Annotated in this window: 15 protein-coding genes; 8 read left to right on the forward strand and 7 right to left on the reverse strand. The window is 64.0% G+C overall.

The window, feature by feature from the left end; genetic code table 11:
* The first annotated feature begins 64 nt into the window (after nt 1-64).
* The 3 genes from HBA54_RS14285 to HBA54_RS14295 all read left to right on the forward strand — a co-directional run bounded on the left by HBA54_RS14285 (nt 65) and on the right by HBA54_RS14295 (nt 1,507).
* Nucleotides 65-298 carry a hypothetical protein gene (locus tag HBA54_RS14285; protein WP_167225689.1) on the forward strand — a complete coding sequence of 78 codons (234 nt, stop codon included), beginning with the start codon at nt 65-67 and terminating at the stop codon, nt 296-298.
* Nucleotides 299-461: 163 nt separating this feature from the next.
* Nucleotides 462-1,229 carry a F0F1 ATP synthase subunit A gene (locus tag HBA54_RS14290; protein ID WP_167225691.1) on the forward strand — a complete coding sequence of 256 codons (768 nt, stop codon included), beginning with the start codon at nt 462-464 and terminating at the stop codon, nt 1,227-1,229.
* Nucleotides 1,230-1,279: 50 nt separating this feature from the next.
* Nucleotides 1,280-1,507 (forward strand): ATP synthase subunit C-like protein, encoded by a 228-nt coding sequence (locus HBA54_RS14295; protein WP_167225693.1) that lies wholly within the window; start codon nt 1,280-1,282, stop codon nt 1,505-1,507.
* Nucleotides 1,508-1,652: 145 nt separating this feature from the next.
* On the opposite strand, the gene HBA54_RS14300 is transcribed toward HBA54_RS14295, so the two are convergent.
* The 4 genes from HBA54_RS14300 to iolD are packed head-to-tail and all read right to left on the reverse strand — an operon-like array spanning nt 1,653 to nt 6,212.
* Complete coding sequence (locus HBA54_RS14300) at nt 1,653-2,495, reverse strand: class II fructose-bisphosphate aldolase (protein ID WP_167225695.1); 843 nt, start codon at nt 2,493-2,495, stop codon at nt 1,653-1,655.
* Nucleotides 2,496-3,335 (reverse strand): 5-deoxy-glucuronate isomerase, encoded by an 840-nt coding sequence (locus HBA54_RS14305; RefSeq protein WP_167225697.1) that lies wholly within the window; start codon nt 3,333-3,335, stop codon nt 2,496-2,498.
* A 3-nt stretch (nt 3,336-3,338) separates the two neighbouring features.
* Nucleotides 3,339-4,343, reverse strand: coding sequence for a 5-dehydro-2-deoxygluconokinase (iolC, locus tag HBA54_RS14310; protein WP_167225699.1), 1,005 nt, complete (start codon nt 4,341-4,343; stop codon nt 3,339-3,341).
* Between the two features lie 3 nt (nt 4,344-4,346).
* Nucleotides 4,347-6,212, reverse strand: a complete 1,866-nt coding sequence (gene iolD, locus HBA54_RS14315; RefSeq protein WP_167225701.1) for a 3D-(3,5/4)-trihydroxycyclohexane-1,2-dione acylhydrolase (decyclizing) — start codon at nt 6,210-6,212, stop codon at nt 4,347-4,349.
* 129 nt (nt 6,213-6,341) lie between these two features.
* Here iolD and HBA54_RS14320 point away from each other — a divergent pair, with 129 nt between their 5' ends.
* From HBA54_RS14320 to HBA54_RS14330, 3 genes are read left to right on the forward strand one after another with little or no spacing between them, the layout of a single operon-like run.
* Nucleotides 6,342-7,463, forward strand: coding sequence for a Gfo/Idh/MocA family protein (locus HBA54_RS14320; protein ID WP_167225703.1), 1,122 nt, complete (start codon nt 6,342-6,344; stop codon nt 7,461-7,463).
* A gap of 37 nt (nt 7,464-7,500) precedes the next feature.
* Nucleotides 7,501-8,397, forward strand: coding sequence for a TIM barrel protein (locus tag HBA54_RS14325; RefSeq protein WP_167225705.1), 897 nt, complete (start codon nt 7,501-7,503; stop codon nt 8,395-8,397).
* A gap of 13 nt (nt 8,398-8,410) precedes the next feature.
* Nucleotides 8,411-9,556 carry a Gfo/Idh/MocA family protein gene (locus HBA54_RS14330; protein ID WP_167225707.1) on the forward strand — a complete coding sequence of 382 codons (1,146 nt, stop codon included), beginning with the start codon at nt 8,411-8,413 and terminating at the stop codon, nt 9,554-9,556.
* Between the two features lie 120 nt (nt 9,557-9,676).
* Here the strand turns inward: HBA54_RS14330 and HBA54_RS14335 are convergent, their stop codons facing one another.
* Nucleotides 9,677-10,666: a LacI family DNA-binding transcriptional regulator gene (locus tag HBA54_RS14335; protein ID WP_167225709.1), complete on the reverse strand. Its 990-nt coding sequence runs from the start codon at nt 10,664-10,666 to the stop codon at nt 9,677-9,679.
* Between the two features lie 430 nt (nt 10,667-11,096).
* Here HBA54_RS14335 and HBA54_RS14340 point away from each other — a divergent pair, with 430 nt between their 5' ends.
* Complete coding sequence (locus tag HBA54_RS14340) at nt 11,097-12,047, forward strand: sugar ABC transporter substrate-binding protein (RefSeq protein WP_167225711.1); 951 nt, start codon at nt 11,097-11,099, stop codon at nt 12,045-12,047.
* Nucleotides 12,048-12,086: 39 nt separating this feature from the next.
* Here HBA54_RS14340 and HBA54_RS14345 read toward each other — a convergent pair whose 3' ends face one another.
* Nucleotides 12,087-13,121 (reverse strand): zinc-dependent alcohol dehydrogenase, encoded by a 1,035-nt coding sequence (locus tag HBA54_RS14345; protein WP_167225713.1) that lies wholly within the window; start codon nt 13,119-13,121, stop codon nt 12,087-12,089.
* 63 nt (nt 13,122-13,184) lie between these two features.
* The gene (locus tag HBA54_RS14350; RefSeq protein ID WP_167225716.1) at nt 13,185-13,553 is read right to left on the reverse strand and encodes a DUF7079 family protein; all 369 of its coding nucleotides are present in this window, start codon (nt 13,551-13,553) and stop codon (nt 13,185-13,187) included.
* 506 nt (nt 13,554-14,059) lie between these two features.
* On the opposite strand from HBA54_RS14350, the gene HBA54_RS14355 reads away from it, so the two are divergent.
* The gene (locus tag HBA54_RS14355; protein WP_167225718.1) at nt 14,060-15,094 is read left to right on the forward strand and encodes an ABC transporter substrate-binding protein; all 1,035 of its coding nucleotides are present in this window, start codon (nt 14,060-14,062) and stop codon (nt 15,092-15,094) included.
* Nucleotides 15,095-15,119 lie beyond the last annotated feature (25 nt).

Here is a 15,119-nt window from a genome sequence, read left to right on the forward strand (position 1 = left end):
GTGTCGGCCCCCGCCTTTTCGTCTCGAACGGCGGCGGCCCACAGGAAACCCGAGGACTTGGCAAATGCTGAACAGCTTGATCGCCGCCACCCTGTTGACCGCAGCAGCAAGCCTGCCGGGCTTTGCAGCCGATGCGGAGGTATCGAACTGCTTCGACGATGCCGGATCCTGGCTGCCGGGCACATTGCAAATCTTTGATGCAGGGCAAATCCATGGGGCGGCAGGAACCGCCGGGCCCGCAGAAGCGCTGCAGCCGATGAAACGGCAGCCGGCGGTGCCGGAGTGTGCCCTGGTTTAACGCTTGCGGTCGATCATTGAAAACCGGCACGCCGAAAGGGAGGCCTGCACGAACAACCCATAGGGAATTCCAATCACGGGGCGCGTTGTATCCGTGCCCCCGCACCAGCACATGTGTCGCGAAGGACCGCGGCGGCTGCTGACATCTGCGGGGGAGAAAAGTCATGGCTTCCTATGAGCCGCAAGTGCCATACGCGATCACACAGTTCGAGTTCGATGTCCTCGTGCCGATTCAAATCTTCGGCATCGACGTATCATTCACGACTTCGGCCCAGGCGATGGTGACGACCACTATCCTGGTGGCTTTCTTCATGATTTTCGGCATGCGCAAGCAGGCAATGGTACCCGGGCGTCTGCAATCTGCTGTCGAGTCGGTTTATGTCTTCGTCGCGCGCACAGTCATAAAAACAGCTGGGCCGGAAGCGCAGCACACGATCCCCTTCGTCTTCACGCTCTTCGTGTTCATTCTCTTCGGCAGCCTGCTGGGGCTGACCCCGGTGAAGTTCACTTTGACCAGTCACCTGGTGGTCACCCTGGCGCTTTCGCTGACTGTCTTCATCTACGTGAACACCCTTGCGGTGCGACGGCAGGGCATGGGCTTCTTCAACATCTTCCTGCCGGCGGGCACGCCCCTCTACCTGGCGCCGCTGCTGATCGTGATTGAGGTCATTTCCTATCTCTTCCGGCCGATCACGCTGGGGGTACGGATATTCGCGAACATCCTCGCCGGCCACATCATGATCAAGCTCTTCGCAGATTTCAGCGTGATGATGACCGAGGCGCTCGGCGCTGTGGGTGTCGGCATCTCGCTTCTTCCGGTCACCATGATGGTCGTCCTCTATGGTTTCGAGGTCATGATCTTCCTGGTCCAGGCTTACATCTTCATTCTGATCACTTCGCTCTACATCCGCGACGCGTTGCACGGTCACTAGCGCGCGCCCTCTCTCCAATCTCCCCCTAAAACCAACAAGGAAAACATGACATGACTGATGATGGCATCAGACTCCTGGCAGCGGCGATCGCGCTGCTGCCGCTGCTCGGTGTCGCCCTGGCCCTTGGCAAGATTTTCTCCGACTGGATATCCTCCGTTGCCCGCAACCCCGGCGCCGCGGAAGTAGTGCAGCCGGTCGGGCTGCTCGGCTTTGCCCTCACCGAGGCAATCGCGCTCTTCGCGCTGATCGTCGCCTTCATCATTCTCTTTGTCGGATGATCACTCATCTTTGGATACCGCGCCGGGGACAATCCGGCGCGGCTTTCGACAGAGCGACTGTCAGGCGAGCCGCGCCGGCGTCAGGTCGCTCTCGGCGACACCTGCCTCACACACATCCGCTGGAAGGCGGCCTGAGACAATGAGCTTAGCTGCGGCCCGGCCAACCGAGAAGCCGGATCATCCGCTCCGTTTCGGCCTGCACCGCCGGCATGGCACGCTTCATCAGATCCAGGCGGTCATAGACCGCCGGATCGTCGGTAAAAGCCTGGCGCAGTGACTTGCCGAAAGCCTGGCGCAGGACGGTGCCGATGTTGAACTTGCAGACCCGTGTCCCGGCCAGCCTGAGAATATCCTCTTCGTACAGACCCGACGTGCCGTGAATGACGAGAGGCAGTTGCACCAGCGCCTCGATCTCGGCCAGCCGGTCGTAGGCGACGGTCGCGCCGGGCGCGGAGAGCCGGTGGACATTGCCGACGGAAACGGCCAGGGCGTCCAGTCCCCCCTCCTCCGCCAGGCGGCAGGCTTCGGCGGGATCTGTCAGCTCGGACTTGATGTGATCGCGGCCCTCCGCATAGGGCACCGAGCCGATCTCCGCCTCCACCGAAGCGCCCGCCCCATGGGCATGGGCCACCACCCGCTTCACCGCCGCGATGTTTTCCGCCAGCGGCAGCTGGGAGCCGTCGATCATGACCGAGCTGAAGCCGAGATCCACGGCCTCCAGCACGTCGTCGATCTCATAGGTATGGTCGAGATGGGCGCAGACCGGGACATCAGCCGTCTCGGCGAGGCCGCGAAACAGGCCCGCCACCATCTTCACCGGCATGAACTGGCGCAGGTCCAGGTTGGCCGAGAGAATGACCGGCGCACCCAGCTTTTCCGCCGCGTCGACCACGGCGCGCGCGTCCTCATAGCCGAAGACGTTGAAGCAGCCGACTGCGTAGCCGCCATCAAGGGCCGGCTGCAGGACTTCCGAGAGGTTGACCAGCATCTATTTGAACTTGGCGATCATGTCCTTGATCCCCGGGATCGTCTCGACCTGATAGGCATGTTCCGGCTGGAAGTTCTGCACCAGCGGGCGCTGCGACAGGCCACCTAGGACCGTGAAATAGTACATTTCGTAACCCGGCGCGGCGACGGAAGGATGATAGCCGCCGTCGATGACGAAGGTGGAGCCGTTCTTTACATGGTAGCACTGGCCGAATTCTTCGTCTTCGCGCTGATGAAACTGCGCGCCGAAACCCCAGTCCGGATTGAAACGGAAGTTATAGACCTCGTCGTGGCGGGTTTCGCCCGGCAGATCGTCCGTATCGTGTTTGTGGGAGGGAAAACCCGACCAGCCGCCGGCCCCGACGGTGAAAAGCTCGCTGACCAGCAGACGCCCGACCTTCCCCGCCTGCTTCTGGCCGAGGATGTGCTTGATCTTGCGGTGGGTCTTGGTGTCGTCGGAGCCATACTGGACCGGATCGATCTCCTCCGGCCTGACCACAAAGGGCTCCAGCACCTCGTCGAACTTGGCGCCGGCAACGAAGACCTCGGTGTCGTCGGAAACGCAGGTAAAAGAAGCATCCTTTCCGCTCGGCACGTAGACGCCTGAGGGGTTGCCCTCCCAAAGCGATGGCCGGTCGCCCACGGCCTCGAAAGCCTGATTGCCGACCGTCACGTCGATGGTGCCGTGCGCTGGCACGCAACAGGTCTCGTAGCCCTCTTCGGCATAGCTGAAGGTCTCGCCCTGCTTCAGCTTCACGATGTTCATGTAGACCAGAGGCACCCGCGCATCATTGGCGCCGACGATCGGCTCATTGTGGTTGTCGTAAGGCTTGATGTGCATGGATCATACCCTCGTCGGATTAGAGGTCATCGTCTGCGATGACAGGAAAGTGGTGAGTTCGGCGCTGTCGGGCATGGCCGAGGCGCAGCCGCGGCGGGAGACGACCATCGCGGCAGCCGCGGAGCCGCGCCGGATCGCTTCTTCCAGCGCCGCGCCTTTCAGCAATGCGGCAACCAGGCCGCCCATGAAGGCATCGCCGGCGCCGTAGGGTTTGAGCGCGGTCACCGGAAAGACGCCGCTGTCGATCCGCCAACCGGGCCCAAGGACGCTCGCGCCCTCGCCGCCGCGCTTCAGGATGGCGAGTCGGTCCTCCTCCGCCGCCAGGGCCGAGGCAGCAGCCTCGCCGTTACCGTCGTTCGCAAAAACCGCAAACTCCTCGCTGTTGCCGACGATGAGATCGCTCAGCCCGGCGGCCTGGCCGTAGACTGCGGAAGTTTCCTCCCGCGACGTCCAGGCATAGGCGCGGTAATCCAGGTCGAAGACCGTCACCGTCCCCGCCGCGCGGGCCGCCTCCAGGAGGGCAAGGGTCGCCGCCCGCGACGGATTGGCCACCAGGGCCGTGCCGGTCACGATCAGGGCGCCCGCCGCCGCTACGCCGGCAAGCAGTTCCTCGTCCGCCGTCAGCTGCAGATCGGCGGCATTGTTGCGATAGATGGTGACCTCGCAGTCGTCATCGCGCACCTCGGCAAGGGCCAGACTGGTCCGCGGGTCACCGGCAACGCTGCGGACGTAACGGGTGTCGACCTCGAAAGCCTCCAGGCGTTGGCGCACGAAACGGCCGACAGGGTCGTCCGACAGCGCCGTAAGCAGGCCGGTCTTCACCCCCTGCCGGGCCAGGGCGACCGCGATGTTACCGGCGGAGCCACCGAGATCGCTGGTAAAGGCAGCCGCCTCTGCGATCTTGCCGCCGTCCTCTGCCGGGTAGAGGTCCAGGCCCGCGCGCCCCAACACCAGAGCGCCGAAAGGGCGGCTCCGGTCGAGGCGGTCTATGGCGAGGGGGGCTGCCAAGAGTCAGATACCCCGCCGCTGGTGCCGGCGGCCTTCATCCCAGAGGCGTCCGGCTTCCAGCACGCTCTCGCGCTTGGAAACCTCGGGGATGCCAACCTCCCACCAGGCATCGCCTTCGGTCCAGGCGTGCTTGTCGACCTTCACGGTGATGACGCAGGTGCCCGCCGCCGCCCGCGCGCGCTGAAGGGCCGCCTCCAACTCGGCGATGGAGGAAACCGCTTCGGCCTCGGCCCCCATGGCCCGGGCATGGCCGGCGAAGTCGACATTCACGAACTTCTCGATGCGGCAGTCTTCCAGCAGGTTGTTGAAGGATTCGTTGCCGCTGTTGTTCTGCAGCTTGTTGATCACCGCGAAACCCTGGTTGTCGCAGATCACCACGATCATCTTGTGCCCGGTCAACACCGAGGAATAGACGTCGGAATTCATGATGAGATAGGAACCGTCGCCGACCAGCACGTAGGTTTCGCCGGGCGCACCGGAATCGGCGCTGGCCATAGCCGCACCCCAGCCGCCTGCCACTTCGTAGCCCATGCAGGAAAAGCCGAACTCGATGTCGACGGAGGCAAGGCCCTTGGCCTTCCAGTTGGTATTCAATTCAGCCGGCATCCCACCAGCGGCGGTCAGCACCCGGTCATCCGGCCCGCTCGCCCGGTTCACCGCGCCGATCACCTGGGCATAGGACGGCAGGCTGTTGGTTGCTGCGGTGCGCGCTTCCAGCGCTTTGTTCCAGTCGCCATAGAGTTCCCGCGCCCTGCCGGTCCAGTCCGGCGGCGAGACCCAGTCGCCCAGCAGCGTGTCGAGTTCCGCCAGAGCGACCTTCGCGTCGCCGACAACCCCCTGGCCCCGGTGCTTGGCCGCATCGAAGCGCGCCGCATTGATCGAAACCAGGCGCATGTCCGGATTCTGGAAAGCCGACCAGGAAGCCGTCACAAAGTCCTGCAGCCGGGTGCCGACGGCCAGCACCAAATCGGCTTCCCTGGCCAGGGCATTGGCGGAGTGGGCGCCGGTCGGGCCGATCGGCCCGGCGTTCATCGGGTGATCGTGGGGCAGCAGCGCCCGGCCCGCCAGGGTTTCGACGACAGGGATACCGCGGCTTTCGGCAAAAGCCGCCAGTTCCCGGGCCGCCCCCGAGTAGTGCAGGCCGCCGCCGGCGACAATCAGCGGCTTGCGCGCCGCCCTGACGATCTCAGCCGCCCGCGCCAGATCGTCACTATCCGGCCGGGGCCGCCGGATACGGTGAAGGCGGGGCTCAAAAAACGCCTCGGGGTAGTCATAGGCCCGGGCCTGGATGTCCTGAGGCAGGCCCAGAAAGGCGGGGCCGCAGTCCGCCGGATCGAGTAGGGTTTCGACCATCTGCGGCAGGGATTGCAGAAGCTGCTCCGGCGCCGTGATCCGATCCCAATAGCGGGTCACGGACCGAAAGGCGTCATTCACCGAGATCGAGGGATTGTGGAAATGCTCGACCTGCTGCAACACCGGATCGGGCAGACGGCTGGTGAAGGTATCGCCGGAGAGAATGAGCAGCGGCAGGCGGTTGGCATGGGCCAGCGCCGCGGCGGTCACCATGTTGGTCGCACCGGGCCCCGCCGAGGAGGTCGCGATGCAGATCTGCCGGCGCAGCCGCGCCTTGGCATAAGCCACCCCGGCCAGGGCCATGGACTGCTCGTTCTGGCCGCGCCAGGTCGGCAGATCGTCGCGCACCTCATAGAGGGCTTCACCCAGACAGGTGACGTTGCCGTGGCCGAAGATCGCAAAAACGGCGGCAAAAAGCGGCCATTCAGCGCCATCTATCTCAATGCGCTGGGCCACGAGATAGCGCACCAGCGCCTGTGCCATCGTCAGGGTCAGCGTTTCATCGCCTCTCACCATCGCCGCGGAACCTCCATCGCATGCAACGATCCGCCCTCTTTCCCGAAGACGGAGTGAAGGACGATACTTGACGGACGATCCTATATATCCGATAGAGAGTTTGCAACCGGTTGCAGAAAGAGAACGGTCATGAAGAGCATCGGCGTCGGGGTTATTGGGACCGGCTATATGGGAAAGGCGCACAGCGTCGCGCTGAAGGCTGTCGGCACCGTTTTCGAGACGGCGCTGAAGCCGGTCTGCGAGATGATCTGCGCCACCAGCGAGGCCGGCGCGGCCGAGAAGGCCGCCGCCTACGGTTTCAAGCGCTCCACCGCCGACTGGCGTGTGCTTGTTGCTGACCCCGCGGTCGAGGCCGTGATCATCGCCTCGCCGCAGCGCACCCACCGCGATATCGCCCTGGCCGCCATCGCGGCGGACAAACCGGTGTTCTGCGAAAAACCCCTCGGCGAAACGCTGCAGGATTCCGAGGTCATGACCGCTGCCGCCGAGGCGGCCGGCGTGGTCAACATGGTCGGCTTCAACTATATCCGGACGCCGGCCAGCCAGTTGGCCCGGCAGATCATCGAAGCCGGCGAGATCGGGCGCCTCGTACACGTCCGCGCCGAACACACCGAGGACTTCCTGGCCGATCCGGAAACACCGGCGAACTGGCGCACCCGCGAAGCATCCTCCGGCGCCCTGGGCGATCTCTCGCCGCACATCATCAACGCGGTGCTGCGCCTGATCGGGCCCATCGAGTCTCTCGTTGCCGACATTCAGACGGTGCATGAGACCCGCCCAGGCCCCGACGGACCGGAAAAGGTGGAGAACGACGACCAGGGCCACTTTCTCTGCCGCTTCGCAAACGGTGCCATGGGCTCCCTCACCTTCAGCCGCGTGGCCAGCGGGCGTAAGATGGGCTACGCCTACGAAATCTATGGAACCAAGGGGGCCCTGCGTTTCGACCAGGAAGACCAGAATGCCCTCTGGCTCTGCGACAGCGATGCCGCGCCGGGACGGGAAGGATACCGCAAGATCCTGACCGGCCCGGAGCATCCGGACTATCAGGCCTTCTGCCTCGGCCCGGGGCATGGCACCGGCTACAACGACCAGATCATCATCGAAGCGCGCGATTTCCTAAAGGCTATCGAAACCGGCAGACCGCGCTGGCCCACCTTCCGCGACGGCTGTGACGTTAACCGCGTCGTTGCCGCCGTGGCCCGCTCAAACCAGACACGCAACTGGGTGACGGTCGGCGACCTGCACGCCTGAACCCAGCCCCGACATCGATTTCGACAAGGAACACAAGATGCCCCTCTCCATCGGCAATGCCCCCTGCTCCTGGGGCGTCGAATTTGCGGACGACCCCCGGAACCCGGACTGGCAGCAGGTGCTGGATGACGCCGCAGCTGCGGGTTATGGCGGCCTTGAACTCGGCCCCATCGGCTACATGCCGGAAGACCCGGCGGTTCTGCGCAGGAACCTGGCGGAGCGCCGGCTTTCGTTGATCGGCGGTGTCGTCTTCCGTCCCTTTCACGATCCTGCAAAGTGGGACGAGGTCCAGGCCGCCAGCCGGCGCACCTGCCAGGCCCTGAGCGCCCATGGCGCCAAGCATCTGGTGCTGATCGATTCCATCGCCGCCAGGCGGGCGCCCACCGCCGGGCGCGCGGCCGAGGCCGAACGCATGAGCGAGACGGATTGGCGCGCCTTCATCGACCGCATCCGCAGCGTCGCCCGCATGGGGGCCGAAGAGTACGGCCTCTCGGTCGCTCTCCATGCCCATGCGGCCGGTTACATGGAGTTCGAGGATGAGCTGGAGCGTGCGCTGGGCGAGATCGACGTCGAGCTGCTCTCGGTCTGCCTGGACACCGGGCATTGCGTCTATGCCGGTTTCGACCCGGTTGACTTTTATCGCCGCCACGCCGATCGGGTGAGCTACATCCATTTCAAGGATGTCGATCCCGACGTGAAGGCACGGGTGGTCGAGGAACGCATCGGCTTTTACGATGCCTGCGCCCAGGGTCTGTTCTGCACTCTGGGCCAGGGTGCGGTCGACTTCGAGGCCATGCGCGACGCGCTGACGGAGAAAGGCTTCGACGGCTGGGCGACGGTGGAGCAGGACTGCGATCCCGCCGGCGACACCGCGCCTTTGGCCGACGCCAAGGCAAACCTCACCTACCTGCGCAGCATCGGCCTCGCAGCGTGAGTTGGAGAACGCCATGAGCAAACTTTCCTGGGGAATGATCGGCGGCGGCGAAGGCAGCCAGATCGGCGGCGCCCACCGCGTCGCGGCCACGCTGGACGGCGCCTTCACCTTCGCGGCCGGCGCGCTGGACATCGATCCCGAAAAGGGGCGCGACTTCGCGGTTCGGCTCGGCGCCGGGCAAGACCGCGCCTATGGCGACTGGCGTGAGATGCTAGACGGCGAATCAAGCCGTCCGGACCGTGTTGACCTGGTTACCGTGGCAACGCCGAACAACACCCACTTTGAGATTACCAAGGCCTTCCTGCAGGCCGGCTTCAACGTTCTCTGCGAAAAACCGATGACCACGACCATCGCGGAGGCTGAGGAGATCGTTGCCATCGCGCGGGAGAGCGGTCGCCTCTGCGCCGTCAACTACGGCTACTCCGGCTATCCCCTGGTGCGCCAGATGCAGGCCATGGTGGCGGGCGGCGAGCTTGGCCGCGTCAGACTGGTCGTCGCCGAGTTCGCCCACGGCTTTCACGCCGATGCCGCCGACGCCGACAACCCGCGCGTCCGCTGGCGCTACGATCCGGCCCAGGCCGGCATTTCCTCAGTGGTGGCCGACTGCGGCAGCCACGCACTCCACATGGCCTGTTTCGTCATCGGCCAGGAGGTCACGACACTCTCCGCCGACTTCGCCTCCTGCATCGAAGGACGCAAGCTGGAGGACGACGCGCTCATCGCCTTTCGCATGAACGGCGGCACCGTAGGGCGGCTCTGGACCAGCGCCGTCGCGGTCGGCCGCATGCATGGGCTGACCCTGCAGGTCTTCGGCGAGAAAGGCGGTCTGCGTTGGGCGCAGGAGCAGCCGAACCAGCTGATCTGGACGCCGTTGAACGAAGCCAGCCGGATACTGGAGCGCGGCAGCAGCGAACTTCTGCCGGCGGCACAGCGCGCCTCGCGCCTCGCCATCGGTCACACCGAGGGCATGTTCGGCGCCTTCGGCAACCTCTATGCCAATCTGGCCGAGGCCATCCACGCACAGAAGGAAGGTGGCCGTCCGGACAAGCAGAACCTCTCCTTTCCGACAGCAGAAGAGGGACTTCATAGCATCGCCGCCATTCACGCCGCGGTCGCCTCGGCAAAAGCCGGCGGCACCTGGGTCGCGGTAGAACGCTAGGCTCTTGTCGGATTAGACGGCACCGGCCCGCTCCCCCACCCGGCCACCCAACGCCAGTATCTTAGTGGGTGGCCGGGTGGGGGAGCGGGCTGGAACCCTTCGACGTAAGTCGAAAACGTCCTAGAGCGGCCGGAGCGTGCCACGCTCCACCGCCCGGCAGGGAAAGATCCGGGCCTCGGCACTGCGGCCCGGCTCCTCGACCAGGCGCACGACCAGTTCCACCGCGGCAATGATGATATCGCGAATCGGCTGACGGATCGTCGTCAGGTCGTAGGCCGTCCAATCCGCCATGGCGATGTCGTTGAAGCCGATCAGGCCGATCTCTTCCGGCACCCTCAGGCCGCGCTCGCGGCAGACATCGCGGGCGCCCATGCAGAGAATATCGTCACCGCAGAACACCGCCTCGACGGGGCTCTGATCGAGCAGCGCGGTCATTGCCTGGCGGCCCGCACCATAGCTGTAGGTCTCCGCAAAGCGTGTCTGCGCAAGGCCGATACCAGCCAGGCCGAGCCTTCGTTCGAATCCGGCCAGCCGGTCTTCCGTAGAGGTCGCCGTGCGCGGTCCGCCGAGAAAGGCGACCGAGCGATAACCGCGCTCGATCAACAGGTCCGCCGCCAGCTCGCCGCCATGGACATTGTCGATCCCCACCACGTTCACCTTGAAAGGCGGCGACGGCTTGCCGAAGGCATGCACCACCGGAAGGCGGGTCTCGGCCAGGGCCTTTGAGAACTGCGGCGGCAAGGTCGACGAGGCCACGATCAGGCCGTCCACGCTGTACTGCATCAACATTTCAAGCGAGGCCTGGGGATCGTCCTCGTCGGACTGATTCACCAGCAAGGGCCTCAACCCGCGCTCCTGCAGGCCGGCGGTAAAGAGATCGAAGACCTCCATAAAAGCCGGATTCTGGAAGTTATTGGACAGCAGACCGATCAGCGCGGTGCGTTTGGTGGTCAGGCTGCGCGCCAGGAAGTTGGGGCGATAGCCCAATTCGCGGGCCGCCTTCTCCACCTTCTTGCGCGTCCTCGGCGAGACGCTGGCCCCCTCGGTGAAGGTGCGCGACACTGCGGAGCGCGAAACCCCCGCAGCCTCGGCGACTTCTCTCAAGGTCACCGGCGCATCGCTCCGACCGCCACGATCCCCGCCCCTGTCCAAAACCAATCTTCCCTATCCCTAGATCGGATCATGTTTTGTCGGAACCACTTCGTGGTTCCGACAAAACATGTGAATCCGATCGACATCAAAAGGTTAGAGCAGATTCACCTGGTCGATGGATCGCCTCTGGCGATTCCATTCGACCAGGATCTGCTCTAGGCCCTGCCGATTCTCTCGTCAGGGGCCGAAACGCCAGCGCGCATTTTCTGCCATCGCACGGCCGGCCACAACTCTCCGTCCATCCAGCTATTTTTGCAACCGGTTGCATGACTGATCTGCTCGGGCTAGAGTGCATTAGGCGCCAATCATATGCCTGAAAACATCACGAAGGCGGCTGGGAAATCCCCATACCGTCCCTTGGCCCACGCCGTCCCTTGGGGAGGAACGAATGAAGTCTTTGATGAAGGCCGCCCTTGCGGCCGCCGCCTTGCTAGGCGCAGTTTCCACCGGCACGGCCACCACGGTATCGGCAGCAGAGGTCAAGATCATCGCCGTCGTCCACGGTCAGGCGTCGGACCCCTGGTGGTCGGTCGTGAAGAACGGCATCTCGGAAGCCGCTGAAGCCAACGGTGTCACCGTCGACTACCGGGCGCCCGAGACCTTTGACATGGTCGCCATGGCACAGCTGATCGACGCCGCCGTGAACCAGGAACCGGACGGCATCATAGTTTCCATACCTGACGCCGACGCCCTCGGTCCGTCGATCCAAAAGGCCGTCGCCGCCGGCATTCCGGTGATCTCCATGAACTCGGGCGCCGACGTCTACGAAAAGCTGGGCGCCCTGCTGCATGTCGGTCAGGAAGAATACGCCGCCGGCCTTGCCGCCGGAAAAGCCCTGAAGGCTGCCGGGGGCACAAAGGGCCTTTGCATCAACCACGAGGTCGGCAACGTCGCCCTGGATACCCGTTGTCAGGGTTTTGCCGACGGGTTTGAAGGCCAGGTCGTCGTCCTGCCGACCACCAACGACCCCTCGGAGGTGAAAGCGAAGGTCAAAGCCTCCCTGGAATCCGACGCTGATCTGGATACCGCTTTGGGTCTCAACGCGTCTCTCGCCGGCGAGCAGATCGTCGCAGCGGTCGAGGAACTCGGCCGGGCCGGCGAAATCAAGATCGGCTCCTTCGACCTCTCCGGCGGGTATCTGGAATCGGTGCGCGACGGCGACGCGCTCTTTGCCATCGACCAGCAGCCCTACCTGCAGGGCTTCCTGCCGGTGCAGCTTCTGGCCTTGAACGCCAAGTACGGGGTTATGCCGGCCACGGCCATCGGCTCCGGCCCGAACCTGATCACCAAGGACAAGGCCGCGCAGGTCATCGACCTGGCTTCAAAAGGTATTCGCTAGACAGGGTATTGGGCGGCGCAGGGTTGCGCCGCCCGGCCCTCACACGGGCCGGATCAGAATCTTGCCGCGCTCTTTGCCGCCGGCGACGCCCAGGATGGAGCGTTCCAGGTCGTCCAGTCCCCTGACATCCATGACCAGCCGGTCGAAGGCGATGTCGCCGGCCCGCACCGCCTCGGTCAACAGCTGCACGGTTTCGCTGAATTCCTCGCGCGGATAAACGCGGCTGCCGATGAAGCTTAGTTCCTTCATGATTCCGAAGGCGACGTTGTAGCGCGCAAACCGCTCCGCCGGAAAACCGAGCGAGACGATACGGGCGCGCGGAGCCGCCGCCTCCACCGCCGCATTGATCCCGGCATCGACACCGGAGGTTTCGATGACAATGTCAAAGCCCTCGCCGCCGCTGTGGGCCGCGAGGTCCGAAAGACAGGATTCCCGCAGAGGGTCGAAGGCCGCAAATCCATGGCTCTCCGCGAAATCGCGCCGGGCCGCCACGGGTTCGGTCAGGCCGATGTCGACGGCGCCAAGGCGGCGCGCAACGATCGCGGCAAAAAGCCCGATGGGGCCGCCGCCGATGACGAGCACGCGCTCGCCGGGGCACAGCCCGGCGCGCCGGCAGGCGTGATAGCCGACGGCAAAGGGCTCGGCCAGCGCGGCGACTTCGTCGGGCAGGTCGTCGTCCAGCGGGATCAGACGCTCGGCAGGAACGCTGACGTATTCGGCGAAAGCGCCGTCACGGTTCACGCCGATCACCACCAACTTGGCACAGACGTGCGGCTGCCCCCGCTTGCAGGCCACGCAGGCGCCGCAGGAAACCAGGGGATGGACCGCCACCCGCTGGCCCACCGCCAGGCCCGCCGCATTTTCATCCCGCAGGCCGGCGATGGTTCCCATGAACTCATGGCCGGGGATCACCGGCGTCCTGGCAATCGGAAGATCGCCGTTGAAGATATGCACATCCGAGCCGCAGATGCCGGTCAGGCCCACCTGAATCAGGGCTTCGCCCGCAGCCGGTTCCGGGTCGCTGACCTGGCGCACCGAAAGGCTCTTCCATTGCTCCAAGACCGCCGCCTTCATGCCGTTGCTACCCTTCGGTTCAAAATCAAAACTCTTCCGCCGTCCACCTTAGTGGCTTCATGCTCATAAAACGTTCCCCTGGCCGGCGGCCTTCCGTTTCTCGTCAATCAGCCTTCTGATCTTCTCCCAATCCTTGCTGTAGGACCGCTTCAGCGGGTTGAGCCGCCATGGCAGCCGCCAGCGCTTTCGATAGGTCTTCAATACCCGCTCTTTCACAAAGGTATCGTCCCAGCCGGCCCATTCGCCAGCCGGCGCGTAGAGATTTGCGGAAAAGGCCGGCCAGACTTCGTTGAACATGATCCGATCCAATTCCGTTCCGGCATAGGGAGACAGCGCGCAGACCCGCGCAATATGGTCAAACCTGGAATCGTCCAACTCGGTATCGAGATAGAATCCGCTGCAGGCCAGCCAGACCGGGAGTCTGTTTTCCATGTCGTCCAACGGTTGAGAAAGCATCATCCGTTCGCCCGTATCATGCAGTCAACGGCCGCAAAACAGTTTGAATTCCACGATCGAATGATATCCGAATGGGGAAGACTGCAAAACGGCAGAATCGTTCACTGTGGCCTCTGGCATGACCCTTGGCGAACGGCGAAATCGAACGGCAGGATGCGCCGCTTGTCGAGGTGTAAGCAATCTTATCCAGGCTAAAGAACACGTCACGACTGTGGTTACTCGGAATCATCCGTCTCGACGAAGCAGAGCCGCGGCGCTAGGCTCAAAGAAACGGGGGATAACAAACACTCGTCCCTCCCGGTGAAGAGCATCGAAGCGATGCACCTGACCATAGCGCGCGCAGGCTGCCTAGTTTGTAGCCTGTTTCGGGAGCGCGTACGCGGTCGAAGGCCTCTGAATCAGCGGTCTTTGGCTGCTGGCACAGGAATTGCGGTTTGCGCCGGGATGGGTTCGCTCAACGAGAACGGGGAGATATCAGAGGCATGTTTAAGTTCAAGATCCTGCGCAGCGCCGCGCTTGCAGCCGTCCTTTCACTGGCGGTCACCCAGGCCCCCAATAGCGCCTGGGCCGAGGTGGACATCAAATTCACGCTGGATTGGAAGTTCCAGGGCCCGACGGCGGCCTTCCTGGTCGCCGCCGACAAGGGTTTCTATGCCGAAGAAGGCCTGGACGTCTCAATCGACAGCGGCAACGGCTCGGCCGGCGCCGTCACCCGGGTCGCCGGTGGCGCCTACCAGATGGGTTTTGCCGATATCAACGCACTGGTCGACTTCAACGCCCAGAACCCCGGCCAATCGGTGAAAGCCGTCATGATGGCCTACGACGCGCCGCCCTTCTCGCTGTTCACCCTGAAGAAGAACAACATCAAAACCGCCGAAGACCTGGTCGGCCGCAAGCTCGGCGCGCCGGTTTTCGATGCCTCCTACAAGCTGTTCCCCGCCTTTGCCCATGAAACCGGCATCGACGAGGCAGCGGTGGAGCGGGTTAACATGGACCCGGCGCTGCGCGAAACCATGCTGGTGCAGGGCCAGGTCGACTTCATTTCCGGCCACTACTTTTCTTCCATGCTGGACCTGAAGTCCAAAGGCGTGGCGGAGGAGGATATCCAGTTTTTTCTCTACGCCGACTTCGGCATGGATTTCTATGGCAACGCGGTGATCGCTTCGGGCGATTTCATCAAGGAGAACCCAGAGGCCATTGCCGGGTTCATCCGCGCCACCGTGCGCGGCTGGAAAGACATCATCGCCGATCCTGAGGGTGCCATCACCATCGTTGCCAAGAGCGATCCCCTGATCGACAAGGGGCTGGAGCTGGAGCGGCTGCAACTCGCCCTCGACGTCAACGTCTTGACCGACCATGTAAAGGCGAACGGCATCGGCGACGTCGATGAGGCCCGGCTGCGCAGTTCCATCGCCCAGCTTGCGATCGCCTATGGCCTGACGTCGACGCCCGAACCGGCTGATGTCTGGACCTCGGCTTTTCTGCCCGTGGCGCAGGACCGTATGCTGACGCCCTGAACCCGGCCCCCGCACCAAAAAACAA

It is taken from the genome of Pelagibius litoralis (assembly GCF_011683915.1).
Taxonomy (GTDB): Bacteria; Pseudomonadota; Alphaproteobacteria; order Kiloniellales; family Kiloniellaceae; genus Pelagibius; species Pelagibius litoralis.